The organism is Paenibacillus sp. FSL H7-0940, assembly GCF_037979415.1.
GTDB classification, from domain to species: Bacteria; Bacillota; Bacilli; order Paenibacillales; family Paenibacillaceae; genus Paenibacillus; species Paenibacillus amylolyticus.
In genome coordinates this window covers 5,186,032-5,211,430 of the sequence record NZ_CP150280.1, presented here as the reverse complement: position 1 = coordinate 5,211,430, position 25,399 = coordinate 5,186,032, and the positions used below count along the sequence as shown (strand labels likewise).

The 25,399-nt window shown below is 47.3% G+C and carries 27 protein-coding genes and 1 riboswitch; of the genes, 19 read left to right on the top strand and 8 right to left on the bottom strand.

The window, feature by feature from the left end; all coding sequences use genetic code 11:
* The first annotated feature begins 103 nt into the window (after positions 1-103).
* Positions 104-703, top strand: a complete 600-nt coding sequence (locus tag MHB71_RS22900; RefSeq protein ID WP_076319536.1) for a TetR family transcriptional regulator — start codon at positions 104-106, stop codon at positions 701-703.
* Complete coding sequence (gene nfsA, locus MHB71_RS22895) at positions 696-1,439, top strand: oxygen-insensitive NADPH nitroreductase (protein WP_076319535.1); 744 nt, start codon at positions 696-698, stop codon at positions 1,437-1,439. Before MHB71_RS22900 ends, nfsA begins: the two co-directional genes overlap by 8 nt.
* Before the next feature lie 191 nt (positions 1,440-1,630).
* On the opposite strand, the gene MHB71_RS22890 is transcribed toward nfsA, so the two are convergent.
* The 7 genes from MHB71_RS22890 to MHB71_RS22860 form a co-directional block, all read right to left on the bottom strand.
* Complete coding sequence (locus MHB71_RS22890; RefSeq protein ID WP_340027798.1) at positions 1,631-2,437, bottom strand: TatD family hydrolase; 807 nt, start codon at positions 2,435-2,437, stop codon at positions 1,631-1,633.
* Positions 2,438-2,542: 105 nt separating this feature from the next.
* Positions 2,543-3,451 (bottom strand): ABC transporter ATP-binding protein, encoded by a 909-nt coding sequence (locus MHB71_RS22885; RefSeq protein ID WP_340027797.1) that lies wholly within the window; start codon positions 3,449-3,451, stop codon positions 2,543-2,545.
* 37 nt (positions 3,452-3,488) lie between these two features.
* Positions 3,489-4,247 (bottom strand): ABC transporter permease, encoded by a 759-nt coding sequence (locus tag MHB71_RS22880; protein WP_340027796.1) that lies wholly within the window; start codon positions 4,245-4,247, stop codon positions 3,489-3,491.
* Positions 4,247-4,537, bottom strand: a complete 291-nt coding sequence (locus tag MHB71_RS22875) for a thiamine-binding protein (protein WP_127551654.1) — start codon at positions 4,535-4,537, stop codon at positions 4,247-4,249. The genes MHB71_RS22880 and MHB71_RS22875 overlap by 1 nt, the downstream gene beginning before the upstream one ends.
* 224 nt (positions 4,538-4,761) lie before the next feature.
* Positions 4,762-5,802: an ABC transporter substrate-binding protein gene (locus MHB71_RS22870; RefSeq protein ID WP_340027795.1), complete on the bottom strand. Its 1,041-nt coding sequence runs from the start codon at positions 5,800-5,802 to the stop codon at positions 4,762-4,764.
* A 307-nt stretch (positions 5,803-6,109) separates the two neighbouring features.
* A riboswitch (TPP riboswitch) is annotated at positions 6,110-6,222 on the bottom strand.
* Positions 6,223-6,366: 144 nt separating this feature from the next.
* Positions 6,367-7,122 (bottom strand): NAD(P)-dependent oxidoreductase, encoded by a 756-nt coding sequence (locus MHB71_RS22865; protein WP_340027794.1) that lies wholly within the window; start codon positions 7,120-7,122, stop codon positions 6,367-6,369.
* A gap of 16 nt (positions 7,123-7,138) precedes the next feature.
* Entirely contained in the window at positions 7,139-7,525 is a 387-nt protein-coding gene (locus tag MHB71_RS22860; protein ID WP_076319528.1) for a VOC family protein, read from the bottom strand.
* Between the two features lie 174 nt (positions 7,526-7,699).
* On the opposite strand from MHB71_RS22860, the gene MHB71_RS22855 reads away from it, so the two are divergent.
* Positions 7,700-8,224 (top strand): hypothetical protein, encoded by a 525-nt coding sequence (locus tag MHB71_RS22855; RefSeq protein ID WP_340027793.1) that lies wholly within the window; start codon positions 7,700-7,702, stop codon positions 8,222-8,224.
* A 407-nt stretch (positions 8,225-8,631) separates the two neighbouring features.
* Here the strand turns inward: MHB71_RS22855 and MHB71_RS22850 are convergent, their stop codons facing one another.
* On the bottom strand, positions 8,632-9,867 hold the full coding sequence (locus MHB71_RS22850; RefSeq protein WP_340027792.1) for an MFS transporter: 1,236 nt from the start codon (positions 9,865-9,867) through the stop codon (positions 8,632-8,634).
* Positions 9,868-10,254: 387 nt separating this feature from the next.
* Between MHB71_RS22850 and serS the strand changes: the two genes are divergently transcribed.
* The 16 genes from serS (at position 10,255) to MHB71_RS22770 (ending at position 25,340) form a co-directional block, all read left to right on the top strand.
* The gene (gene serS / locus MHB71_RS22845) at positions 10,255-11,553 is read left to right on the top strand and encodes a serine--tRNA ligase (RefSeq protein WP_340027791.1); all 1,299 of its coding nucleotides are present in this window, start codon (positions 10,255-10,257) and stop codon (positions 11,551-11,553) included.
* Between the two features lie 273 nt (positions 11,554-11,826).
* Positions 11,827-12,933 (top strand): Ig-like domain-containing protein, encoded by a 1,107-nt coding sequence (locus MHB71_RS22840; protein WP_036616739.1) that lies wholly within the window; start codon positions 11,827-11,829, stop codon positions 12,931-12,933.
* Positions 12,934-13,322: 389 nt separating this feature from the next.
* Positions 13,323-13,874, top strand: coding sequence for a GrpB family protein (locus MHB71_RS22835; protein WP_340027790.1), 552 nt, complete (start codon positions 13,323-13,325; stop codon positions 13,872-13,874).
* A gap of 4 nt (positions 13,875-13,878) precedes the next feature.
* Complete coding sequence (locus tag MHB71_RS22830; RefSeq protein WP_340027789.1) at positions 13,879-14,286, top strand: DUF2809 domain-containing protein; 408 nt, start codon at positions 13,879-13,881, stop codon at positions 14,284-14,286.
* 28 nt (positions 14,287-14,314) lie between these two features.
* Positions 14,315-14,872 carry a GNAT family N-acetyltransferase gene (locus MHB71_RS22825; protein ID WP_340027788.1) on the top strand — a complete coding sequence of 186 codons (558 nt, stop codon included), beginning with the start codon at positions 14,315-14,317 and terminating at the stop codon, positions 14,870-14,872.
* 51 nt (positions 14,873-14,923) lie between these two features.
* Positions 14,924-15,253, top strand: a complete 330-nt coding sequence (locus tag MHB71_RS22820) for a DUF952 domain-containing protein (protein WP_036616752.1) — start codon at positions 14,924-14,926, stop codon at positions 15,251-15,253.
* A 68-nt stretch (positions 15,254-15,321) separates the two neighbouring features.
* Positions 15,322-15,912 carry a DUF1572 family protein gene (locus tag MHB71_RS22815; protein ID WP_340027787.1) on the top strand — a complete coding sequence of 197 codons (591 nt, stop codon included), beginning with the start codon at positions 15,322-15,324 and terminating at the stop codon, positions 15,910-15,912.
* A complete protein-coding gene (locus MHB71_RS22810) occupies positions 15,909-16,499 on the top strand; it encodes a histidine phosphatase family protein (protein WP_340027786.1) in 591 nt (196 codons plus the stop codon). Before MHB71_RS22815 ends, MHB71_RS22810 begins: the two co-directional genes overlap by 4 nt.
* Before the next feature lie 3 nt (positions 16,500-16,502).
* Positions 16,503-17,336, top strand: coding sequence for a DUF2785 domain-containing protein (locus MHB71_RS22805; RefSeq protein ID WP_340027785.1), 834 nt, complete (start codon positions 16,503-16,505; stop codon positions 17,334-17,336).
* A 38-nt stretch (positions 17,337-17,374) separates the two neighbouring features.
* Positions 17,375-18,094 carry a 5-oxoprolinase subunit PxpB gene (pxpB, locus tag MHB71_RS22800; RefSeq protein ID WP_340027784.1) on the top strand — a complete coding sequence of 240 codons (720 nt, stop codon included), beginning with the start codon at positions 17,375-17,377 and terminating at the stop codon, positions 18,092-18,094.
* Positions 18,091-19,122: a biotin-dependent carboxyltransferase family protein gene (locus MHB71_RS22795; RefSeq protein ID WP_340027783.1), complete on the top strand. Its 1,032-nt coding sequence runs from the start codon at positions 18,091-18,093 to the stop codon at positions 19,120-19,122. Before pxpB ends, MHB71_RS22795 begins: the two co-directional genes overlap by 4 nt.
* A complete protein-coding gene (locus tag MHB71_RS22790; RefSeq protein WP_340027782.1) occupies positions 19,122-19,895 on the top strand; it encodes a 5-oxoprolinase subunit PxpA in 774 nt (257 codons plus the stop codon). Before MHB71_RS22795 ends, MHB71_RS22790 begins: the two co-directional genes overlap by 1 nt.
* 86 nt (positions 19,896-19,981) lie before the next feature.
* Entirely contained in the window at positions 19,982-20,440 is a 459-nt protein-coding gene (locus tag MHB71_RS22785) for an NUDIX domain-containing protein (protein WP_253505289.1), read from the top strand.
* 461 nt (positions 20,441-20,901) lie between these two features.
* The gene (locus MHB71_RS22780) at positions 20,902-21,318 is read left to right on the top strand and encodes a pyridoxamine 5'-phosphate oxidase family protein (RefSeq protein WP_074093246.1); all 417 of its coding nucleotides are present in this window, start codon (positions 20,902-20,904) and stop codon (positions 21,316-21,318) included.
* 483 nt (positions 21,319-21,801) lie between these two features.
* Positions 21,802-24,069 (top strand): bifunctional 2',3'-cyclic-nucleotide 2'-phosphodiesterase/3'-nucleotidase, encoded by a 2,268-nt coding sequence (locus tag MHB71_RS22775; protein ID WP_340030215.1) that lies wholly within the window; start codon positions 21,802-21,804, stop codon positions 24,067-24,069.
* A 212-nt stretch (positions 24,070-24,281) separates the two neighbouring features.
* Positions 24,282-25,340 (top strand): EAL domain-containing protein, encoded by a 1,059-nt coding sequence (locus MHB71_RS22770; RefSeq protein ID WP_076253863.1) that lies wholly within the window; start codon positions 24,282-24,284, stop codon positions 25,338-25,340.
* Positions 25,341-25,399 lie beyond the last annotated feature (59 nt).

Genomic DNA, 25,399 nt, shown 5'->3' with positions numbered 1-25,399 from the left:
TTTCATCGGGGTGCTTGGTGTAATATAATAGACAGATGATTCGCTGGCTACAGTCCTTGAGCTGGAGCGAATGAGATGAACGGACAAGAGGGAGCGGGACGGAATGACTGAACCGGAGTTGGATATCAAAACGAGGATATTGCTTGCAGCCAAGAAGCTTTTTGCACAGCAGGGGTATGACGGAACGAGTGTTCGTCAAATATGTGATGAGGCAGGTGCCAATGTGTCGCTGGTGTCTTATCATTTTGGCGGCAAAGAAAAGGTGTTCGAAGCATTATTTGAGCATTTCTTCCCTGGGCATATGATGAACGCGCTGGCTGAAGAGTCCATGTCCTCGCCTGTGGAAGGTATCCGACGAATTATTGGTGAAGTTGTGAAGTTCACGATGACGGATCGGGAGATGAGCGATATTGTGCAGCTTGAAATTACACTGCGGACACATCGTACAGCTACCGTATTTCGTTTTCTAGACCCTGTATGGACCCGAGTGAGGGACCTGCTGCAAGAAGGAAAAGACCAGGGATTGTTCCAGGTCGAGTCCGTATCTTATGCGATGCTTCAGGTTATGGGTGTGGCTTTGGCGCACAAACGGGCCAAGAATTCACGATTTGGCTTTGATTATCAGGATATGAATACAGACGAGCTTGCTGAGCAGACAATTGAGTTCGTACTACGAGGATTGGGAGTGAACAGCCATGAATGAAACCATTGAATTGATGATGAAACACCGCTCTGTACGCAAATTCAAGCCAGACCCGGTAAGTGATGAGCAGCTTGCAGCCATTGTATCTGCAGGGCAGATGGCTTCCTCTTCAAGTAGTGTGCAAGCCTATACCGTAATTGCTGTGACTGACTTAGAGCAAAAAGCCAAGCTGGCTGAATTGGCAGGCAACCAGGCCTATGTCAATGAATGTCCGGTGTTTCTCGTATGGTGTGCTGATCTGTATCGGCTGAGTGATGCTGCGAAACGTCATCTTCCTGAAAAGGAATCGTATGCCGATTCAACCGAGAATTTCATGGTAGCCACGATTGATGCTGCACTTGCTTCCCAGAACGCCGCTCTTGCAGCGGAGTCACTAGGGTTCGGAATTGTATATATAGGCGGGCTTCGTACCCGGATTGAGGAAGTAGCCGAGTTATTGGGATTACCGGAAGGGGTATTTCCGGTGTATGGCATGTGTATTGGTGTTGCAGATCAGGAAACGGGAATTCGCCCGCGTCTGCCACTGGATGCAGTTCTGCATCGTAATCGTTATAATGCCGAGCAGAGCATCAAAGGTGTTGAGCAGTATGATGAGACAACGACGGCGTACATGAAAGCACGAACTAACGGTGAACGAACGACTCCATGGTCCGAACTGATGGCGAAGCGCCTGACTGAGCCGACAAGGTTGCAAGTGAGACCGTTCCTGGAAGGCAAAGGATTCTTGAAGCGCTAAGTTGAACTGAAGGTACTTTTAGGCGAACGCGTTGCTTCCTCAGGTTATTTCTGTCCTCTACGTTCTTGTGTAAATGGTTAGTTCAACTGATATATATAGTAAATTAGAAGTCAGTCGGTGGCGAAGCCGACTGGCTTCTTTGTGCTGTGCTGGCAGGGCATGCGAGTGTACTTGCTGTTACCTGATTGTACTCAAGTTAAGCCGTAGAAACGCTTTGTGTTCTGATAAAAAAGACGGGCGGCCCGCTCGGTTCCCATGCCAGTGATTTCACTCCAAGCTTGGATGACCTGTCTGGTCATGGCCGGGTGTGTCATTCGTCCCTGAAATGGTCCTTCGAAGGGCCAAGGTCCATCGGTCTCGGCCATCACTTGTTCTGATGGATATTGCCGGGCGAGTTCACGAATCTCTTCTTCATATAGAATATCCGGCGTGAAGGAAATGAAATAACCGTTGTCCGCCATACGCCTTACGGTTTGGCGAGATCCTTTGAACCAGTGGAAATGAGCACGTCGGAACTGATATTGCTCCAGCAGATCACAGACAATATCCGCATCATCGTATACCGCATGAAGGACAAGTGGTTTGTTATGCTTTTTGGCAAGTTGGATGAAACGTTCAAGCAGCATGATATACCCGCTCTGATCGAAGCGCTGCCCTGCCTGCTCAGCTTCCAAACGGTTGTAATAGGGAAGGCCGACTTCTCCGATGGCTGTGGCTTGTCCCATGTGCTTCTCGATCCATTGGAAGAATAGGTCCATTTCTGCAACGGACGGCAGTTCCTGTTCCGGATGGAAACCGAAGGCCGGATAGATGTTACGTGGATGTTGTTTTGCAAGCTCCAGATTGGTCTTGGCAGAAGCGAGATTCATGGACACGGCAATGACTGCTTCGACCTGCTGAGACGGAAACGATAGCAGCATCTCGCGTTGTTCGTCAGGGGTATACTGATCGAAGTGAATATGAGCATCAATTAATGGTGCAAAAGCTTGAGAATGCACGAGGGAATTCCTCCTTGTGTTCAGTTATATTCTAACTATGTTACGCAGAATTTCTTATGGTGGATCACCCATTAAAGGAAATAAATAACTTAAAAACCCGCACTATCAAGATAGGCGGGCTTTCTGCTGTTCTTCTTTCATCCACTGTGCAATCTGCCGTTTACGCTCCAAAAAAGCGGATTCCTCCGTAATTTCTTCTCGTCTTGGGCGATCAAAAGGAACATGTACCTCGTGCAACACCGTTGCAGGTCGGTTGGATAATACATAGACCCGATCTGCAAGTAGCAATGCTTCTTCGATATTGTGGGTGATGAACAGCACCGAGCGGCGGTTCTGTTCCCAGATATCGAGCAGCCAGCGCTGCATGTCGCTACGTGTCAGTGCATCCAGCGCGCTGAAAGGTTCGTCCAGCAGCATGAGTTCCTGCGGACTGAGCAGGGCACGCAGAAATGCAGCACGCTGCTGCATTCCGCCCGACAGCATATGAGGATAGGCCTGCTCGAACCCGGCAAGACCCACGCTGCTTAACCACTTTCGAGCCTCTGTAAGTGCTTCGGCCCCAGGTGGAGCACTTGAAGCTACTTCACCAGCAAGTAGTACATTATCTTCAATGGTACGCCACGGGAAAAGGGCGGGCTGTTGCGGCATATAACTAATCTTGCCACGCTGTCCCGTTACATTCTGACCGTTCATAAGCACTTGGCCTTCCTGTGGCTTCAGCAGACCGCCGATGATATGGAACAGGGTGCTCTTGCCACAGCCAGAAGGTCCAACGATAGCAACAAACTCGCCTTGCTCCACAGTCAGGGACAGGCCGTTCAGAACCGGTAGCTTGCTGCGCCGTTCACGGAATGATGCATGAACATTAACAACGTCCAGTGCAGGTGGAACCGGAGCAGGAGTCGTATTGGCAGGTCGATCAGACGTAGCTGGATGGAGTTTTACACCATGCTTTGGCTCCATCGCGTGTGCTCCTCGTCCAGGTTGGACTTGTTCATCCTGTTGCCGATTCATATGGTCATCACTTCCTAATATACAGATTACTTCTTTACTATCGCTTCTGTGGCCGCCAGCGCACGAGCAGCTTCTCCAGTAGGGCAATGAACAGGAAGAGCAGCAAGCTGAGCGCGACAATAATCATGATCGCCACGAATAAGCGGTCCGTGCGATAAGCGGACTTTTGCAGCATCATATAATAACCAATACCCTTGTCTGCACCAATCCATTCGGCGATGATGGCGCCCATCACGCTATAGGTAGCGGCGATTTTGACACCGGAGAACACGGATGGCAGCGCATGGGGAAGCTCCAGCTTCCAGAAGATATGATGACGTTTCGCACCAGCCATGCGCATATAGTTCATCATCGCCGCGTCAGTACGGGTCAAGCCGTCCATGGCCGCCACTGCAACGGGGAAGAAACAGACGAGGATGATTGTAATCAGCTTGGGCAACAGCCCGAATCCGAACCAGATTAACAGGAGCGGCGCGAGCGCGATGGTTGGGATATTTTGACTAAGAATAAGTAAAGGATACAGGGCTGACTTGAGAAAAGGGACCAAATGCAGCACCATCGCAATCAGTAATCCAACCGCTGTTCCAGCGGCGAATCCAATCAGCGTTAACTGAATGGTTGCGGAAGCGTGCATGCCAAGTCGTTCGGCCTGGGTTGCCGCTTCGCGGGCGATGTCGGACGGTGCAGGCAGCATCCATTTCTCAATATGGAAGAGGGAGACGGCTCCCTGCCATATCGCTATAAAGAGAATAACCGCCACAAAGGGCGGCCATACACTTTTGAAATAGGCAGGCATTAGCGATACTTCTCCGTCAGGGTATCCATGCTGAAGCCAGCAGGGCTATGGGCGATTTTGATCTGGGAGATGATGCTTGGGCTGCCAGCCTCCACAAGTACCTCGTGCATTTTACGGACAACCTCCAACAGTTCCTCCAGTTCCCCCTCCATCGTGGTATCAAGCGCGTTCACCTGATACTTCAAGCCAGATTGCTGAATAACTTCAATGGCGCGATCTACGTAAGGATAAGAGTTCTCGCCATTTGGCGTTTTCGGGATAACCTGAATACTAAGTAGTGTGCTTGCCATGAGAGATCACGGCTCCTTTCGTGATATATAAAATGAACTAATGACTGTTACACTTGCCACTTCGATGACAGAATAACCTTCCAATCGCTGTTATCCCCAGATTTTTTTGATTCCCTTTCTCTAAAGGGAAAATCCGGTGATAAAGGCGACCGCTTCGCTTTTTCACGTTATTTCTGTCCTCTCCGTCCTCGTGTAAAATTTAAGTTCGTTTTATATGAGAAATTTTATTGGGGTAAAAACTCGTTTGTATATGCCTTGCTCACATCGATCTGTTCATCAAGCAGTTTTTTGCTAAACATCCAGTCGGTGTAATTCCGCCACACTTCCTGTTTTTGCTCACCCCAGCGTGGGGCGTCATCTGTGTACTTTGGACTAAGCCATTTCTGGCTTGCCAGCACCAATTCCTTATCCAGATCCGGTACGGCCTTGATCAGAATGTTGGCTGCGTCTTCGGGATGATCAATTGCGTATTGATACCCTTCGGAGGTGGCTTTCAGGAATGCTTTAACCAACTCAGGGTCGTTTTGGATCGTTTGCTCGTTTGTTACAAGGACAGGTGTGTAGTAATCCAATGCATCTGAATAATCCTTCACATATAACATGTCGATGGGCTCCCCGCGCAGTTCGGCTTCAATACCTGTCCAGGCGTAGAAAATCCATGCAAAATCAATGTCCCGTTTTACTACGGTGAAAAAGTCGGCGTCACCCATATTAATGTTTTTCACTTTGGATACATCGGCTCCGTCGCCTTCCATAATGGATTGCATCACGGCTTCTTCGACTGGGGAACCCCAACCGCCATAGGTTTTACCTTCAAAATCTTTCGGTGATTTGATATTCCGATCCGCCGGAGCAGCGAACCCGGATGTATTATGCTGAATAACTGCTGCGATGGAGACCAATGGAACACCCTGTGTGCGGGCTTGAGTTACACTCTCCTGATAACTTACGCCAAAAGGCACTTCATTGGAGGCAACCATTGTATCTGCGCCACCGGCACCTGGTTGTACAATCTCCACGTTCAAGCCTTCGGCTTTATAAAAACCTTGATCTACAGCTGCATACAGGCCGGTATGATTCGTATTTGGTGTCCAGTCGAGCACCACTTTAATATCTTTCAGGGCGGTAGTGTCACCTTCGTTGCTGCTTTCCGTATTTGTGTTGCCGTTCTGCCCAGCTGGGGCAGCTTCTTTGCCACCACATGCGGCTACAGTCACCATAAGCACGCATAAGAGCAACAGTCCCATCGTTTTACGCCATTTCATCTGTGGTTCTCTCCTTCGGTATGTCCGGCCGATTGGCACGGGGTACTCCTTGGCTTCATATCCAATCATCTTGCATAAATCGACAGATTTATACCAGTTGAGATCCGGATGACGTTATTTTTGAACAAGTAAAACGTCCATCGATGTCATTCAAGGAAGCCAGACCGCGTTTAGCGGCAGTTTTTCTTGCAATATCAGGAAGGTGATGCTTCCAGTCTTATACTTTCTGATAGTAACAAAAAAAGCGCCCCGTATTCCGGGACGCGTGCAGGCGTTAGAGAGGTGGCGTTCAGCCATAGGGCTGTGCCATTTCGATATACTCCGATTCCTACGCTGGCATGATCCAGATCAGGTCTAAGGGTTAGTATCTTGGTGGGATACACTCTCAGCCGGCCAATTCCGACTCCCCTGGGAAACTATGAAGTTACGGGCATTACTAGGTGTAATTATAGGCCAGAGGGTGGGGCCTGTCCAGTCATGAACTGGATAGGGACACGTATAAGTTATCAAACAGGCCGTTATACATATGTATAACAGCCTGTTTGGATGTATTATTTTCAATAATTATCGTGGCGAATCATATAAGGCAATCTGACTGAGTGCAAAAGCATCGGATTTTGGGTCATAACCTACCTGTTTCTGAGTGGTTTCCAGATTTAATCGTTTAAACCGATTATTCGAGATCCCATGCAGTATGGTGAAGGGTTCCAGATCGGTAGTTGTAATTGCTTTGAACATCAAATCACACAAGTCAGCTGGACTAATATACGCGCTCATATCCCTTGCCTCCAGCACTGGTCCATCCGGTTGAAAATCATCATATGCACCTATACGCACCGCAACACTTTGTAAACCTTCGGTATACGCAAAATAGGAAGCGAGCGATTCTCCAAAACATTTGCTAACCCCGTACAAATTCCGTGGGCGTGTGGGCATGTCCGGATAGACTTGAGCATCAATGGGATACCCCTCAATCGTCTGTGCACTGCTTGCAAGAATGACTCTTCGTACACCTTGGTCTTTAGCTGCACGGAATACATTAAATGTACCTTTGATATTGATGTCCAACAACGATTCATAAAATCCGGCATTTGGGGAAGGATCTCCCGCCAGATGTACAACCACATCCATGCCTTCGCAAGCATGCTGACAGGCTTCGGGGTCTGTCACATCCAGTGTCATGATCTCATGGCCGGTCCCTTGATACGTATGCAGTCTGTCGATATTTAAATCCGTTAGTCGCAGGTGAAATGCCTCTGACAAGTGTTGGGACAAGTCACGTCCAATTTTTCCGGCTGCGCCGGTAATTAAAATGTTCATAAATCAACTCCAATTCTTAGCGCTGGAAGAACTCAATCCATTCCTTTTCAGGTCCATAGATGAAGAAATAGCGGTAACCGTTAGGCAGTGTGATAATCTCTCCGTCGATAAATTCGGCTTCGGTGGATTGAATGCGTTTGTACTCAGAATCAAGATCATCCACGTGGATCGCAAAATGGTGCACCGTACCTTCAGAAGGTAGCTTGTCGCTGTATCCTTGAATTAACTCAATCTCAGTCTCATTACTTCCATTGAAGCCAAGAAAGGCGAGCTGAATGATACCGTTGGTATGGGTCACCCGGTCTTTCAATTCAAGACCAACGATCTCCGTGTAGAAACGCAGCGTGGTCTCCAGATCACGTACGGCAATACCGACGTGGTCAATGCGTTTTTGAAAACTCACAATCAAAAACCTCCTTATGTAGTGAATGTTTCTACCATTTTAAGGGATATCATAGGGCTGTACTACATGGTTGTCAAATATAGTTTTAAATTGGAAAAATCACAATTGTTCACATAATGTTCACTTATGCGGAGGGTTTGGTCATCTCTATAATTACGAAGGTAAACAGAGAGGATGAGAGAATTGCCAACCAGCAAGAAGGAACAAATTATTTTCGGATTAATGATGTGTATAGGAATGGTCTTGGTCATGATGTTCTTCAATCTATGGCACAGTGGGTTACTCGGCAAGATGTCCCCGCTTGAAATACTGCTTCAATTCGTATTATGTTTTGTCATCGCGTTTCTGGTGGAGTCTTTCATTGTTGGCCCTGTGGCGAGAAAGATTGCATTCTCCTTGCCCTTCGACAAGTCCAATAAGATTTTAGGTGTGCTCGTCATTTCATTTTTCATGGTGATTGGCATGGTTCTGATCATGTCCATGTATGGAATGATCTCCGCATATCTCGCTGATCAATTAAGTGGGTCATCCGTACTCCGTACGTATCTCCATACCATTGCTCGTAACTTCAGCCTTGCGCTTCCATATCAGTTGATCGTTCTGGGACCACTCGTCCGATATGTATTCGGTAAATTCATCAAGGATAACGGGCCTGTATTGCCTGTCGTTAATAAAAGTGTGAGATTCGGCTGGCCCTAAGTATTTCCTGGGCAATCTTATGCAAATGAATAGATATTATTCTCACCTTTAATGAAAGGTGATGAGAGAGGCAAAGATAGGGCACTGCCGCCATATTACAGCGCTAACGAATCGAGGACACCTTATTAGGCCAGTTTCTAAGGGAATGAAAACCTAACGAATCTCAGCGGTGTTATTATGCAAAAAACCTCCAACGAGACATTTTAATTGAAGCTAATTATCTATAATAACGTCTCTAGGATTCGTTAGATTTCAAACATGCGGAAATGGAGGGGGATAGCGTGTGCTAGGTTCGTTAGAACAGAGTAACACTACAAAAAAATGTCCACCGTCAGGTCATGGCGGTGGACATTTCAATTTCTTTAATAGGTATTTCTAATCCTCAGGACTGGATCAACACAGAACTGTTAAGTCGCAGAATTCACTATATGTTTGTTCTGCCATTGATACGTGATTACGCTAATGACAAACAGGCCAACTGCAAAGATCGCAAGCATCCATGCAGACTGATTAACCGCCAGATGATCAAGACTCCATCCCGTAGTCAAAGGCAGAATGGCACCGCCAACCCCACCTGAGGCAATCAAAATGCTGGGTGTGGATTCTTCTGTTCCGGGCAGCAGTTTACTGGCAAAGACAAGGGCAATGGAGAATATCCCTGACATCGCAAGTCCAAGCAGTAAGATGATGAGAAATGCAGACCAGATTTGGTTTGTGAATGGAAATACCATTAACAAAAGAACAGATGAAAGACAACTGTACAAGACATAGACGCGGTATTGGAATTTCTCTGCGATATACCCGGCGAAGAGTCGTCCCACGGACATGGCAATCCAGAAACAGGTGACACTAAGCGCTGCTCCGGCTTCCTTCATGTTCATTTTCTCAATCAGGATCGCTGGCATGAAGTTCGCAAGACTCATCTCTGTGCCAACATAGAGGAAGAAGAACAGGACGAATAATACCAGAAGAGTCCTGTTACGGCCACGATAGGTTGGACTGGATGTACTTGCAGATGCGGGATGCATCTCATCCGATGTCCCAGCACTGTGGGCATGTACTGAACCTTTATTTGAACTCTGTCGCTCTAGAAACTTATCGAGTTCACCGAATGATCCCTTCGCCCAGAATAAAAAGGTCAGCGCTGCGCAGATGGCAACAACGAGAAATGACAGGCGCCAGTATCCAGCAGCAATCAGACCGCTGGCAATGAGCGGCATGACCATCGCTCCGATCCCGAATAACACTTCCAGTCGACTCATGGCAACGGCTGTATTGTCTTTGATTGCAGCGATGATAATGGTGCCAATAACAGCTTCAACCATTCCGAATCCAAAGCCGGCAGCGGGTGCAATGACGAACATCCAGCCCCATGGTGGCAACAGCATATAGGATAATTCTGCAATACAGAGTAGTGCGGTGGCGATTAACAGGCCTCCCCGTTTACCAAAGCGTCTGTTCAGCCAAGGGGATAACAATACACCACCGAGGAATCCGGCAAATTGAGCAAAGATCAGCGTTCCGCCTTGGCTATAATCTTTGCCGTAATGTTCAAGTGCAACCGGTAGAATGGAACCGAGCACAACGTGGGCAAGTCCAATCAGGAAATAGGACAGACATCCGATCCAAAGTAATTTTTTCATAAAGAACTCCTTCTACTTATATACATAAATTGAGGATCACAATAATGCGCAATCTTGAAGACAAAGTCTATCATAACAGGACATGTTAAGTTGTGCCATGAATTCCTGATCGATACAGAAGGTTGCAATTTGGTCCGGCGTTCGTATATACTGAGACCAACAATTACAGATCGGACCATGCCGTTGAAGAGCATCCAACTCGGAGGCGTTTTCGCCAGGGGAGCGATATTTCCCCAAGTTAACCGGAACCGCCCGTTATCGCGGACCAAGAGGCTGGAAGCAGGATATCCTGATTCAGCAAGTTGGGTGGCACCGCGAGCAGAGCGCTCCTCGTCCCAAGGGATGAGGGCGCTCTTTGTATTTTTACAGCCAAAGGAGACGGTGACCATGTTAGAAATGAAGTGGATTCGTGCACATGCTGAAGAGGTTCAGGCCGCAGCAGACGGGAAAAAAATCAAGATCAACATTCGCACATTGTTAGAGCGGGATGAGGAACGCAGGGCACTTTTGCAGGAATCGGAAGAAGGTCGCAGGTTGCGCAATACGTTATCTGCTGATATTGGCAGACTCATGCAAGCCGGGAATCGGGAACAGGCCGAGGGTTTGCGGGCTCAGGTGAAACAGATCAATGAACAGTTGGAACAGGTGGAAGCGAGGCTCGCCCCTGTGCAGGAGGAAGTAACCAAGCTGCAATGGCTGGTACCCAATATCGTATCCCCGGATACCCCCAATGGCTCGTCGGACGCAGACAATGTAGAGCTGCGACGTGTGGGAGAGGTGCCAACGTTCGAGTATAACATCAAAGATCACGTGGAACTTGGGGAGTTGCACGATCTCATCGATATTCCCCGTGGAGTTAAGATTGGCGGTACGCGAAGCTATGTATTAAAAGGCGCTGGCCTGTTATTACATCGAGCAGTACAGCAACTTGCGCTTGATTTGCTTCTGAAGCACGGCTTCACACCGATGGAGGTTCCGCTGATGGTCAGGGAGGATGCGCTGGTGAACACCGGATTCTTCCCGACCGGTCGAGATCAGGTCTATGAACTCGAAGGGGAGAACAAGTGGCTGGTGGGAACTTCTGAAGTGCCGCTGGTCTCGTATTATGCGGATGAGATTGTCGATGTTCAAGAGCCTGTGAAGCTGGCCGCGGTATCGACGTGTTTCCGCAGTGAAGTTGGCTCCGGCGGACGGGATGTACGCGGATTGTACCGTGTGCACCAATTTGCCAAAGTTGAGCAGGTCATTCTCTGTGCTCCTGATGCGGAAGAATCGGAGCGCATGTTGCAAGAGATTACAGGACACGCCGAAGAATTGCTGCAATTACTGGAACTGCCGTATCGCGTTGTCGCTGTATGTACCGGGGATATGTCGCAGAAAACGTACAAACAGTATGACATCGAGACCTGGATGCCAAGCCGTGGTGCATATGGAGAAACGCATTCGTCGTCGAATCTGCATGATTTTCAGGCGCGCCGTTCAAATATTCGTTGCCTCGATGCCGAAGGCAAGTTGGTCTACTGTCACACCTTGAATAATACGGCGGTGGCATCGCCGCGTATCCTGATTCCTTTGCTTGAGAATCATCAGCAGGAGGATGGAAGCATTCACATTCCGGCAGCCCTGCGGCCCTATATGGGCGGGGCCGAGAGCTTGATTTTGCCAGAGCAGGAAGAAGTGAAGTAGAGAGGTTAGGTAACGCTTTAGTAATTCAAAAAGGGGATGTTCCAAACGGCATGTTGCATGTGACGATGGGCATCCCCTTTTAAACTGAAATAGTATTTACATAAACCAAGCTCCTACTATGTCGGGCTAAATTCAAAAGTTTTTATAACGATTACACGCTAATCTCATGAATTGTTCCAAGACTCTCATTCACGTTATTCAACTTTATGCAATTCGTATCCGATATAATATAATAGAAGTAAAATATTGGATTATGGGAGTTGGAAATTAAAAATGAATAGAATCAAACTGGCGCTTCGAGGCACACTTGCTCTAATTATGGCATTAACAATACTGGTCCCTTCGTTGGCCTTGGCGGCTACTGGTGACGTGAAATCGATTGAAATAACCAATAGCAGCCCGCAGAAGATGAGTGTTTCCGAAACAGCTGCGCTTCAGGTGATGGCAACGGTAGAAGGTTTTGATAACAAGCAGGATGTTACCGAAGGCGTGACTTGGTCCACCAGTAATGCAGCAGTCGCTACGATGGTGAAAGGCAAAGTCAAGGCTGTGGCCGCAGGTGAAGCAACCATTTTTGCAGAAGTAGACGGGTCTAAAGCCCAGTTGGTTGTCCAAGTGCAGGAGAAGATCAAAAGCATCAAAGCTTCACCGAAATCCTACAGTTTTGTTAAAGGCAGTGAAAGCACCCTTCCGAAAGTAAGCATTACCCGTGCGAATGGAAAGGAAGAGGATGTGACGTCTGAGATTGTGTGGTCCGTATCCACTTCTTCGGCTGTGCTGGAAAACGGTAAAATCAAAGGCGTTACACCTGGCAGAGTATTGCTGCAAGGCAAGTACGGAACAACGATTGTGAAAGTTCCCGTTGCTGTGACGGACGAGATTACCAAAGTTGAGGTCACTCCTGCCACAATGCAGCTGAACATCAAGAAGTCCAAGGCGTTGAAGGTCATCGGCACCTACGCGAATGGTAAAACCATTAACCTTTCAAAACAAATCGTATGGACCTCTTCCAATACAAATGTAGCTATCGTGAAAAATGGAACCGTTAAGACGCTGACCGAGGGACAAGCCACCTTGACAGGAACTTATCAAAATCAGACAATAAAGGCAGAGGTTACCGTTGTACCATTGCTCAAAAAGCTGATTACAGGCCAGAAAAAACTGGTTTTGTCCCCACAGGGAAGTACAACGCTGAGTGTGATGGCTCAGTATGATACGGGTAAAACCACTGTTGTGACGAACAGCGCGGTGTGGAGCAGCACAAAGCCGGGCGTAGCGACAGTGACAAATGGCAAGATCGTGGCTGTAGGCAAAGGTAAAACGTCCATCACGGCCAAGTGGGGCAACAAAAAAGTGACGATCCCCGTTACGGTAAAATAAATCTTCATATAATAAAGCATCTTGCATGATCCAAAAATTGGTTTCAGTACATGACATCGTTAAAATCATCAATATCATCAAGGTAACAGACAACCAAGGGGCGTAGACATACGCTCCTTTTTTGGATATATAGAAATATGTATCTGAAATGCCTTCTGCTTCAACAACTATATAAGGGGATTGGATGGGATGAATATGAAAGCTTCGATTATAAGCTCAGACTCTAACTCTAGCGATCTGGCTTACCTGAAATATCTTTTTCTATCCCTAAGTTCCATACTTACATTTCAACGGAGTACTACAATGTAAGCGCATGAAGCAACGCACCTATGAAAAATACAGAGAAGGTTACCATTTAAAATGTCATGGTGAGAAGAGGAGATACCTGAATGAAAGATCCATTGCAACCGGAAAATTGGCCTGCCTGGGCGACAGAGTCGGTAGAGATTGCTCCGGCCAACCCCAATTGGGATGCGCAGGCTCAGGATGAAATCCGGCAACTCAAACGTCTTCTAGAGCAGTTTAATATTCATCAATTCGAACATATCGGAAGCACGTCCATTCCAGGGTTACCCGCCAAGCCCATTATTGATCTGATGGCAGAGGTACAGTCATGGGATGACATGGATCTGATTGCGGATCAGCTGAATCCGTTGGGCTGGAACTACGTTCCGCCTGAACTGGATGGACGGGAGTACAGACGATTCTGGGTCAGGGTTAAGGATGGCAAGAGAGCTGTACACCTTCATCTGATGCGCCCGGGAGAAGAACGCTGGGATCGTCAAATTCGGTTTCGGGATGTGCTGAGAAAACGCCCAGATCTAGTGGAAGCTTACGCCGTCCTGAAGACAAAGCTTGCTGATGAGAACGAGGAAGATAGGGAATCGTATACCGCTGCCAAAACGCAATTTATTTTACAAGTGCTTGATGAAGGCGTGTGATTGATTGAAAAGCGTACTTATCAGAGACAGGCTGATCTATTTCTTCGCCGTCATGATGACCATGACGGCAGGGCTCGCATCCAGACACTATAGTGAACGATTGCCAGGTTGGGTGCATGAACATTTCGGGGATGCATTATGGGCGGGCATGATTTATTTCGGAGTACGCATGGTGTGGCCTCATCGCAGCTTGGTATGGGCGATGTGTTTGAGTTGTGCATTCAGTTGGATGATTGAGTTCTCACAGTTGATTCAGACGCCTTGGCTGATTGAGATACGTTCAACCGTATGGGGTGCGCTTATTTTGGGACATGGGTTTCTGGTAATTGATCTGATTCGATATACGGTCGGTATTCTGTGCATGGTTATGATAGATCGTTATTTCCTGAGAAATAAGATGGCTGGATCATGAACTCAAGTGAATCATGGAGGTGTGCTGAATGAATGTAGAAAAACTTTTTGCCGAATTGCCCGAATTCGAAACACAGCGGTTAAAGCTGAGGCGGCTTACGATGGATGATCTTGATGAATATTATGCGTTTGCCTCTGATCCGCGAGTGAGTCAGCAAAGCTTGTGGAACTACCATGAGACGGTGGAGGATTCAATTCAATATATTCAGCGGGTACTGGATAATTATGAACGGAAAACGGTACATATCTGGGCTTTTGTTTTGAAGGAAACAGGGACCCTGATCGGGAGGGGTGGCATCTTTCATCTTAACGAACCCATGCAGAGTGGTGAACTAGGGTACGCGATAGCCAGCAGTCAATGGGGTAAGGGGCTCGCAGCAGAAGCGATGCAACCCATCGTGGATTATTGCTTTCGGGAACTGGACTGCAATCGGTTGGAGGGGAAATGTAATGCAGGCAACATAGGCTCTGCACGCGTAATGGAGAAGCTGGGTATGTCGTACGAAGGTTTGCTACGCAAACAGTTGAAGATCAAAGGTGTATTTACGGATCAAAAATTGTACTCCCGTATCCGGGATGATCTATAATACTTCCAATGACTCATAGGGTACATCGCAGAAATTGAAGGAGGCAGAACCATGATCTATAGTATTATTTCCCGTTCGTTGTGGGAGCAAGTGTCAAAGGGGAGTGTGTATGCACCAGATAGCCTGGAAACGGACGGATTCATTCATTGTTCCACCAAGGAACAGATTCCATGGGTAGCCGGGCAATATTATGCAGGCCGCACGGATCTATTATTACTTAGTATTGATGAGAAGGCGTTAGAGCCAGAACTGGTATATGAGGATCTCTACGAATTAAATGAACTATATCCACATATCTATGGAGAGCTCAATCTGGATGCGGTTCGCAAAGTCATTCCATTTGAACCGAATGCAGACGGCACATTCTCATTTCCTGAATAAATAACATGTGACGCTTCTATTTGGACGTGATCTGGGGACAACATACTTTTCCGAAGGGTGGTTAACGGATGGATATGAATCAGGTTTTTCTGAAGACAGCCGAGAAACAATTCCTGTATTACAAGCAGCTCGGGGAAAAAGCCATGGCACAACTGGAGTCCGAGCAATTGTTTCAATCCTGGAATGAAGACGCGAACAGCATTGCGGTAATCGTAAAACATTTATGGGGCAATATGCTGTCCCGTTGGACGGATGTACTGACAACAGATGGTGAGAAACCGTGGCGTGAACGGGACGCCGAGTTCGTGAATGATATTTCGTCCCGGGAAGAGTTACTCGCCAAATGGGAGGAAGGCTGGACATGCCTACTCGGAGCCATTCGTTCGTTTACTCCGGAACAATTGTCTCATATCATATATATTCGGAATGAAGGTCATACCGTGATGGAGGCCGTTATTCGGCAATTAGCACATTATCCGTATCATGTCGGGCAGATTGTATTTGCCGCGAAAATGCTCAAAGAAACAGCTTGGGACAGTCTCTCGATTCCGAGAAACGGGTCTTCTCAATATAATGGCGGCAAATTTGCCAAGCCGAAGGCACGCAAACATTTTACAGAAGATGAACTTCATATAGAAAAAGGTGAGGAGCAACAATGACTCAAATTGCATTGATTCGCCATGGAAGTACAGCGTGGAATAAGGAAAAACGTTCGCAGGGACAGACGGATAATCCGCTGGATCAGGAAGGCAGGGAACAGGCAGTTTTACTTGCCGCGAGACTGGCCGAGGAATCCTGGGATGCCATCTATTCAAGTGACTTGGAGCGTGCAAGTGAGACAGCTCGCATCATTGGTGATCGCTTGGGCATTCAGGAGATTCATCTGGACCCTAGACTTCGCGAGATGGGCGGAGGACAGGTCGAAGGAACGACGGAAGAGGAACGGTTAGCCAAGTGGGGAGCGGACTGGAGTACGCTGGATCTGGGACGTGAGCTTGTAGATGCAGGGACTGTTCGAGGTAGTGCGGTGCTTGAAGATATTGTACAGCAGCACCCCGATGGAAGAGTGATTGTTGTCAGTCACGGAGCCGTTCTGCGTAATACACTGCGAGGTCTGGTGCCTGAACTGGATATTAGCGTGAAGCTGTCCAACACATCCATTACTCGGATCGCTAAGAAAGATGATACGTGGCAATGCGAACTGTACAATTGCAGTGTGCATTTGGATTCGCCCGGGGAGTCTTAATAGATGGATGCCCTGACGTTAAAACAAAAATTACAGCATATTCAGTCGTCTAATCATTCCATTGATCACGTGGAACAGCCTTACGAATTGGCACTGCATATGATGAAGCATATTGGTAGTACTGATCCTGTCCTGCGGGATGAATTGATCTATGTTACGTTTGCAACTTGGATTGGACAGGGTGTATTTTCGGAAGATCAGCTAAGGAATATGTTGCAGTTGGCGCTGGACGATCAGCACCTGTTCTATGGGATCGGAGAGCAGGGAACGGATAGTGTGTTTACGCGTACGTTCTCCGTATTGTTACTGCCTCCCATTCTGAATGTGGATCGTCAGCGTCCTTTCCTGGACGAAGAAGATATCGCAGGGATTCATCATCGGTTGACTACATATCTGGAACGTGAAAAAGATGTTCGCGGCTACGCCGATAACAAGGGCTGGGCACACGCCCCTGCACACGCGGCGGATGCGGTTGAAGATCTGGCACAGTCGCCATATCTGGAGCGAACGGATCTGCTGGAACTTCTGCACGCACTCGCTGTAAAAATAACGGAATCAAGTGTGGTTTACATCCATGATGAAGATCAGCGAATAGCGCATGCTGTGATTACCATTCTGCGTCGCAATCTGTTGGAGCCAAAGGATATTACGACGTGGATCGATACCCTTCATCAAGGAGACCCGGCGGTGAAAAGATCACTTCTGGAAACCAGTCATAGGAACCTGAATGTGCGTCTGTTTTTGCAGACACTGTATCTTGCGATACGTACAGAGGAAGATGAGCCGTTTCCGGCAGTTTGTTCACTGGTATTGCAGGCATTGGAGAGAGATAAATAACGATACGCTAAACGTTTGGAAAAAGGGGGAGATGGCGCATGACCAAACAGACGTATGCATGGACGGAGGAGATTTTATCTCCGTTGGGTGAGGAAGCGGTTATCATCCAGTGCGGGGATCAATTGTCTGACGCTGTACAGCGCAGAGTGATGTCTGTATGTGCTTTGCTGGAAAAAAGCACTTTGCCAGCCATAATCGAATGGGTGCCTTCATATACGTCCGTTACAGTATTTTATGATCCGTTCATCTCCCCGTACCCCGAGTTATGCCGGATTCTGCTTCAGCAGTTGAATCAAATGAAGGAATCCGTACAAGACAACAAACCCAGAACGGTCACGATTCCCGTATGTTATGGTGGCGAGTGGGGCCCTGATCTGGACTATGTTGCCAGTGAGCATGGACTGACCCCAGAAGACGTTATTGCGATTCATACATCCGGGGATTATCTCGTACACATGATTGGATTTGCACCGGGTTTTCCGTATCTCGGCGGGTTGTCTGAACAGATTGCTACGCCCAGACGGGCAACGCCAAGGCTTCGGGTTGAGGCGGGCACAGTAGGTATTGGTGGCAAACAGACGGGAATCTATCCAGTGGATACACCCGGGGGATGGCAATGTATTGGACGAACGCCACTCCGGTTGTTTCGGCCGGATGAGAACATACCGAGTTTGCTGGCAGCAGGTGATCGGGTTCGATTCGAACAGATTACGATGCAGGACTATCTGGCGTTGAAGCGGAAGGAGGGCGAACGATGAGTATTGAAGTGATTCGCCCTGGCCTGTTATCTACCGTTCAGGATGAAGGCAGAACCGGCTATCGCCGGTATGGTATTCATCCTGGCGGGGTCATGGACACCTTTGCAGCCAGAGCAGCCAATATGCTTGTGGGCAACTCCCGACATGCGGCAGTGCTGGAGATGACGATGACGGGACCGGAGCTTCGATTTCAGGAGAGCCAGCTAGTCTCATTATGTGGAGCCGATCTGACGGCAACGGTGGATCATCTGCCTGTACCTTTGTGGCGTCCTGTGTTGGTGCGGGCTGGAAGTGTACTGAAATTTGGCCCATGTCGTCATGGGTTGCGTGGATATCTGGCGATTGCGGGTGGAATAGCTGTGCCTGAAGTGATGGGCAGTCGAAGTACAGACCTCAAGACAGGTCTTGGTGGTATGGATGGGCGAGCCTTGCGCGTGGGGGATTTGTTATCCAATGGTGAACTTTCTGTCGAAGCGCAAGGTTGGATGCAGCGTATGGAGCAGCAGGTAAAGGAGAGTGAGCGGGACTACCGAATATTGGGGCCTGCGTGGCTTTTATCTGAACGTGAAAGGCCTGACTATTACGGGAGATCTGTTATTCGTGTGATGGAGAGCAAGGATAGTTCGCTGTTCAGCGAAGAGAGTTTTGCACAATTCTATGCCGAAAAATACGTGATCTCTCCACAATCCGATCGGATGGGCTATCGCTTGCAAGGCTCCAGACTGGAGCTGGATCAGCCCCTGGATCGGTTGTCTGAAGCCGTTACCTATGGCACGGTACAGGTGCCACCGGATGGTCAGCCCATCATTTTGATGGCAGACCATCAGACGATAGGGGGTTATCCTGTCATTGCACAGGTAGCTCGGGTGGATATGCCAATCCTGGCTCAGGCTAGGCCAGGAACCCGAATTTCTTTTAAAAAGATTACGCATGATCAAGCCGGACAGTTGTATATGAAACAGGAACGCAACATGCAGCTCATCGATAAACTGATACGCAGGAGAATGGCAGGAATGGGGGGCGCTTAATGAATACCTCGAAAACCTTGGATATCAATTGTGATCTGGGCGAAAGTTATGGTATACATCGCACGCTATCCGATGAGTCCATTCTACCCTTGATTACATCAGCCAATATTGCCTGCGGGTTTCATGCAGGAGACCCGGCTACAATGCGGCTGACGGTAGAGAGGGCATTGGAGCATCAGGTGGCAATTGGAGCCCACCCCGGGTTGCCGGATTTGCAAGGGTTTGGGAGAAGACGTATGGACATTACGCCACGGGAAGCATATGACATGGTGGTGTATCAGATTGGTGCGCTGGATGCCTTTGTCCGGGCAAGCGGAGGGCGAATGCATCACGTAAAACCACATGGTGCCTTATACAATATGGCCGCAGAAGATGCGAAGCTTGCTGAAGCCATCACCGAGGCGATCTATCAAGTACAGCCTGAACTGTATCTGTATGGTCTGGCGGGCAGTGAGCTGATTCATGCCCCGGATCGCATCGGTCTGCGTAGTGTGAGCGAAGTGTTTGCGGATCGAACCTATGGGACGGACGGAAAGTTAACTCCTCGCAGCCAAGCTGGAGCCCTCATTGAAGAATCGGGACAAGCGATTGCTCAAGTGCTTCGGATGGTGAAAGACGGCGTGGTTGTATCCACGGATGGTACGTTGGTTCCCATTAAGGCAGAGACTGCCTGTATCCACGGTGATGGTTCGAACGCTCTCGCATTTGCTCAAGAGATTCGTCGTGTGCTGGAATCGGAAGGCATTAAGTTATCTGCGCATACCACGGGATGATACGAATGTTCAGCAGAACAATAGTAGTATCAGGTTGTTCGGATTGAACTTTGAAATTTTAGAATGACAAGGAGTGGATCAACAGAATGAAACCCATACGCAACTCGGCGAAAGCTGTCATTGTACAGGATGGACGATTGCTGGTCATCCGGCTGGAAGACCAATATGGTACCGCTTATGTGTTCCCAGGTGGAGGACAGGAGAAAGGTGAAGAACTCAAGGATGCGGTCGCACGTGAATGTCTGGAGGAGATTGGTCAGGCCGTGAATGTGGGAGAGCTGTTACATATCCGGGAGTATATCGGTAAAAATCATGAATTCGCCGAGTGGGATGCAGATATCCATCAGGTTGAATTTTATTTTGCGTGCAGCCTGATCGATCCGGAGGCAACCGTTTTTGAAGGCTCCAATCCAGATGACCACCAAGTCGCCGTGGAATGGATTGCACTTGAAGAGCTGTCCCAGATTCGTTTATATCCAAAAACCATTGGTGAGTTGCTGCTTAAATCGGATTCTTCATCAATCTATCTTGGAGATTTGAATTAAATCAGCCAAGAAGAAATATCGTGCTAACCCCTTTATGTAAACATTTTTATAAAGAACTTTTCCAATTTTGTCACGTTAGCGTATCGGTTCATGGATTCACCATAGGTGAGGTGGGTACACTATAAGTACAGGCTTATTACACCTAACGTAAGTTGACTGTACTTATACACAGCAACGGAGCGGATAAAACCTAAAGAAACGAAACCTGCAAAGTTAAGTACAGGTTTCTGTTTGAACTTTAGCTTACCCACTCCTCAAATTGGGAGAACAGTAGACGTAGTGGAGGGGACGGAATCGATTCTGAGGAAGCAAAGCGTTCGCCTTTATCACCGGATTTTCCCTTTGAGAAAAGGGAATCAAAAAAATCCGGGGATAACAGCGATCCAAAGAACGATCCGTACCCGCAACGGCCGCCTACAAGAGTTCTTCCAACATCCCCCAAACCGAAAGGAGCACTTCCCATGAACCAGACTGAATTGGAACAAAACATTGTAAAAGCATTGGAAAATAACCCTTTTTGCAGCTTCTCCACTGTGGAGAATGGTAAACCGAAATCCCGCTATATGGCGCTTTTCAACGATGGACTGAACATTCATCTGGCAACGAACCGCCGTACACACAAAGTAGAGGAACTGGAGAATAATCCGAATGTTAGCCTGCTACTAGGTTATGAGGCTGGTGGTTCCAAGGAAGTAGTTGAGATTGAAGGAACCTGTGAAGTGACGAAGAACGAAGGCTTGCGTGAGCAAGTGTGGAACGACGAACTGAAGGCGTGGTTCGATGGACCTAATGATCCGAACTATGTCATTCTGGACATTACCCCGACTCGTATTGAATACACGGGGAAAGATCATGAACATCATGTGTGGGAACAATAATCCGAATATGAACATAACCTCTGCAAAGTAGCGTCCTTATGCGAAAATACGCGCAGAGTTTAATCCAACCGTGAAAGCCATTAAGGTTTCACGGTTTTTGGTATGGATGAATAACGCTGAATTGGATATACATGTAAGGCACATGTAATATACGTATTTTAAAGATAATAAGCACTAAATACCTACTAAAATGTTGAAAAAAATGTCGAATTCACGCATGATAATGTAAACTTACCTAGGTATGTGCGGGTAATGTAAAAAATAATGCTTTTCAATGGCTGATCATTGCGTTATGATTTGGAAAGTAAACGACAAGCACAGACATAAATAGATGTTCATGTGAGATAAACTTACCTGAAATTCCGATGCATGTCATCAGAGCGTCAGTACGCACAACCCATGAAATCTATCTTTTTTCTGCGCTCTTCGTTTGCCCATTAATGCATGATTCAATGTACATAACCGGGAGGGGTTATTTTGAAAATGAGAAAAAAAGTATTATCAAGCCTGACTGCCGCTTTGGTTGCATTAAACGTGCTTGCGGTATTTCCGGTACCTGTGTCGGCTGCGGATGCTGCCAAAGTTAAACTGCGGATCATGGAGACCACAGACATTCATACCAATCTGGTTAACTATGATTATTATTCCGACAAAGAGACAGACCAATATGGACTCGCCAAAACAGCAACACTGATTAAGAAAGCCCGTGACGAAGCGAAGAACAGCCTGCTGTTTGATAACGGGGATCTAATTCAGGGGAATCCGCTGGGAGACTACACTGCCAAAATTGATCCACTGAAAAAGGGTGAGACTCACCCTGTATATAAAGCGATGAATCTGCTCGATTATGATGCAGGTAACATCGGTAACCATGAGTTCAACTATGGTCTGGACTTCCTGGACATGACGCTGGAGGGAGCGAACTTCCCTTACATTAATGCCAATGTTTATGTAGACGATGGTGATGATGATGAGACAAATGACAAGAACTATTTCACACCATATGAGATTTTGGATAAAAAAGTAACGGATGAGACTGGCAAAGAACATACGATCAAAGTAGGTGTGATCGGATTTGTACCGCCACAAATCATGCAATGGGACAGCGCTAATCTTGAAGGTAAGGTCATCGCCAAAGACATTATTGCTACTGCAAAAAAATTCATTCCTGAAATGAAAGCCAAAGGTGCCGACATTATTGTAGCTATTCCTCACTCCGGATTTGAGGAAATTCCTCAAACGGATCTGATGGAGAACTCCGTTCTGTATCTGAGCCAAGTTGAAGGCATTAATGCTATTCTGTTTGGACATGCCCACAAAGTGTTCCCAAGTGCTGATTTTTCCGGCAAAAAAGGGGTAGACCTGGAGAAGGGCACCATTAACGGCGTTCCTGCTGTAGAGCCAGGATTCTGGGGGGATCACCTGGGGATTATTGATCTGGATCTAGAACAAGTGGATGGCAAATGGAAAGTGGTCGATTCCAAAACGGAAGCACGCCCAATCTATGACACAGCCAACAAAAAGCCACTGGTAGAGGCTGATCAGGACATCATTGATGCGGTTCATGAAGAGCATGAAGGTACATTGGAGTATGTTCGTGGTCCGGTGGGCGAAACGACTGCACCCATCAACAGCTTCTTCGCTCTGGTTCAGGATGATCCATCCATTCAGATCGTAACGAATGCACAGAAATGGTATGTCGAAAAACATATGCAAGGTACGGAATATGAGAAAATTCCTGTATTGTCCGCAGGTGCACCGTTCAAAGCCGGTGGACGTTCAGGCGCTTCGTATTACACGAATATTCCTAAAGGCACCATTGCCATCAAAAACGTTGCTGACCTGTACGTGTATCCAAATACGGTACATGCTGTAATGGTTAACGGCGCAGAACTGAAAGAATGGCTGGAATGGTCTGCAGGCCAGTTCAACCAGATCGACCCGGCTAAAGGTGGACAGCAACAACTGATCAACAATGACTTCCCAACGTACAACTTCGATGTTATCGATGGTGTAACGTATCAGATTGATGTGACACAACCAGCCAAGTATGACGGCAAAGCAACCGTTGTAAATGCATCGGCAAGCCGGATCAAGGATCTGAGCTTTAACGGTAAACCGATTGACCCAGCGCAAAAATTCATCGTAGCGACGAATAACTACCGTGCTTCTTCGTCCAAGCTGGCTAACCCGGACGGTAAACGTATCGTTCTGGCTGCACCGGATGAGAACCGTCAAGTGATCATCGACTATATCCGTGAGAACAAAACGATTAACCCAACCGCTGACGGTAACTGGTCGCTGGCACCAATCAAACCATCTGCTGGGTTAACCGCAGCAGCACTTAACGACCTTGAAGTTGTGTTCGCATCTTCCCCGGATGCCAAAAATCTGGTAGAAGCGAACCCGGCGATGTCTTTCATTGGTACAAATGATGATGGTTTTGCTGAGTACGGCATGAAATTAACTGGAGAAGCAACAACAACTCCGAAACCAGGTACGGAGCCTGCTCCTACGCCTACAAAGCCAACTAAACCTACGGAGCCGACTACTCCAACCAAACCAACGACCAAGCCACAGCCTGAGAAACCAGCGGGCGGCAAAGTGGTATATGTGGTGAAAAAAGGCGATAACTTGTACCGTATCGGCTTAAAATATGGTGTGGACTGGCGCAAGATTGTCACATTTAACGTAATTCCAGATGTACACAACCTGAAAGTTGGACAGAAAATCGTGATTCCCGCTTCTTAAAGTTTAATAAGTTGAGGGAGACCGACAGTCATCAGACTGTCGGTCTTTTTTTCTGCAAATTTGAATATATTTGTTCCAAGAACCGTCATACAGGAAGTCATCAAAACAGTAGAGATTAATTTTAAGACCCATGATATAATATTTACAAACTTTGGGTATATACAAGTGAACATTAATGGACATGGAATCTAAATTGGCAAGGGGGGTCCTACATGAATTGCAGTGGCTGCAGTCCAATCTATCCTATAGAGGGCCAAGGTACCTTGTACTTGCGTCCCATTTCCCCCGCTTTGCTGGAAGCGCTACAAACGCCGGGAAGACTTATCGAGACGTCGGATGACATGATGTGGATGGATTTTTCGAATCTTGAGACGGTTCAAAATTTAATAAAAGAGATCGGCGAAATTGATCCGACATTACGTGATTCCCTAACCGTTCAGATTATGCCTATTTACGAACAGGCTAATGAAGAAAGCTGGATTAGTCTAACCATGCAGGAGTCCCGTTTCAAACATGCGGAGCTTGTTTCCATTATTCTGGAGCATCAATTCAGCAGTCATATGCAACCCATCGTTGATGCATCGGAGCAGATTATCGGATATGAGTTTTTGCTTCGTCCTGCTGAGAATGGAAAATCCTTCAGTTCCTATGAATTATTTGAAGTTGCGCGTGAGACCGGACTACATTCTTTTCTGGATCGATTGGCGCGTATTACTGCTATTGAGACCAGTGCCCTTTTTTTGCCGCATGGTGTCAAACGCTTCGTAAATTTCCTGCCTTCCTCCATATACAATCCCGAATATTGTCTGACACATACGTTTGAAGCGATTGAACGCCTTTCGCTGGACCCTAAAGATTTTGTGTTTGAAGTCGTGGAAACAGAGCAGATTCAGCATATGCCTATCTTGCAGCAAATCTTTGAGGTATATCGTTCCCGTGGAATGTCGGTTGCACTGGATGATGTGGGTGCCGGATATTCGACAATAGAGTTGATGAATCGGTTAGAACCGGATTTTGTCAAAATAGATCGAAGTCTTATTGATCGTTGTGATCAGGATTCGACCAAACAAGAGAAAATTCTTCATATTGTTGAGATGTCGAGTCGATTTGGAGGGCAAGTCCTTGCCGAGGGGATCGAACGAATGGAAGAGTTTGAATTCTGTCGTTCCATAGGTATTGAGCTTGCACAGGGCTACTATTTTGGTAAACCCTCTGCGCAACCCCCAGGCGGTCCTTACTCTAATACTTCATCTAATTCATGGAATAATTAGTAACCTGTACCTTGTACAAGTCGCTTCTGATCAGAGGTGGCTTGTTTGGCGTGCCTGCA

Coding starts and splice junctions, on each gene's coding strand:
- MHB71_RS22795 (WP_340027783.1), top strand. CDS start 18,091: ATGAGTATTGAAGTGATTCGCCCTGGCCTGTTATCTACCGTTCAGGAT.
- MHB71_RS22850 (WP_340027792.1), bottom strand. CDS start 9,867: ATGAAAAAATTACTTTGGATCGGATGTCTGTCCTATTTCCTGATTGGA.
- MHB71_RS22855 (WP_340027793.1), top strand. CDS start 7,700: ATGAGAGAATTGCCAACCAGCAAGAAGGAACAAATTATTTTCGGATTA.
- serS (WP_340027791.1), top strand. CDS start 10,255: ATGTTAGAAATGAAGTGGATTCGTGCACATGCTGAAGAGGTTCAGGCC.
- MHB71_RS22810 (WP_340027786.1), top strand. CDS start 15,909: ATGACTCAAATTGCATTGATTCGCCATGGAAGTACAGCGTGGAATAAG.
- pxpB (WP_340027784.1), top strand. CDS start 17,375: ATGACCAAACAGACGTATGCATGGACGGAGGAGATTTTATCTCCGTTG.
- MHB71_RS22865 (WP_340027794.1), bottom strand. CDS start 7,122: ATGAACATTTTAATTACCGGCGCAGCCGGAAAAATTGGACGTGACTTG.
- MHB71_RS22815 (WP_340027787.1), top strand. CDS start 15,322: ATGGATATGAATCAGGTTTTTCTGAAGACAGCCGAGAAACAATTCCTG.
- MHB71_RS22880 (WP_340027796.1), bottom strand. CDS start 4,247: ATGCCTGCCTATTTCAAAAGTGTATGGCCGCCCTTTGTGGCGGTTATT.
- MHB71_RS22900 (WP_076319536.1), top strand. CDS start 104: ATGACTGAACCGGAGTTGGATATCAAAACGAGGATATTGCTTGCAGCC.
- MHB71_RS22835 (WP_340027790.1), top strand. CDS start 13,323: ATGAAAGATCCATTGCAACCGGAAAATTGGCCTGCCTGGGCGACAGAG.
- MHB71_RS22840 (WP_036616739.1), top strand. CDS start 11,827: ATGAATAGAATCAAACTGGCGCTTCGAGGCACACTTGCTCTAATTATG.
- nfsA (WP_076319535.1), top strand. CDS start 696: ATGAATGAAACCATTGAATTGATGATGAAACACCGCTCTGTACGCAAA.
- MHB71_RS22790 (WP_340027782.1), top strand. CDS start 19,122: ATGAATACCTCGAAAACCTTGGATATCAATTGTGATCTGGGCGAAAGT.
- MHB71_RS22825 (WP_340027788.1), top strand. CDS start 14,315: ATGAATGTAGAAAAACTTTTTGCCGAATTGCCCGAATTCGAAACACAG.
- MHB71_RS22780 (WP_074093246.1), top strand. CDS start 20,902: ATGAACCAGACTGAATTGGAACAAAACATTGTAAAAGCATTGGAAAAT.
- MHB71_RS22805 (WP_340027785.1), top strand. CDS start 16,503: ATGGATGCCCTGACGTTAAAACAAAAATTACAGCATATTCAGTCGTCT.
- MHB71_RS22820 (WP_036616752.1), top strand. CDS start 14,924: ATGATCTATAGTATTATTTCCCGTTCGTTGTGGGAGCAAGTGTCAAAG.
- MHB71_RS22875 (WP_127551654.1), bottom strand. CDS start 4,537: ATGGCAAGCACACTACTTAGTATTCAGGTTATCCCGAAAACGCCAAAT.
- MHB71_RS22775 (WP_340030215.1), top strand. CDS start 21,802: ATGAGAAAAAAAGTATTATCAAGCCTGACTGCCGCTTTGGTTGCATTA.
- MHB71_RS22870 (WP_340027795.1), bottom strand. CDS start 5,802: ATGAAATGGCGTAAAACGATGGGACTGTTGCTCTTATGCGTGCTTATG.
- MHB71_RS22770 (WP_076253863.1), top strand. CDS start 24,282: ATGAATTGCAGTGGCTGCAGTCCAATCTATCCTATAGAGGGCCAAGGT.
- MHB71_RS22785 (WP_253505289.1), top strand. CDS start 19,982: ATGAAACCCATACGCAACTCGGCGAAAGCTGTCATTGTACAGGATGGA.
- MHB71_RS22885 (WP_340027797.1), bottom strand. CDS start 3,451: ATGAATCGGCAACAGGATGAACAAGTCCAACCTGGACGAGGAGCACAC.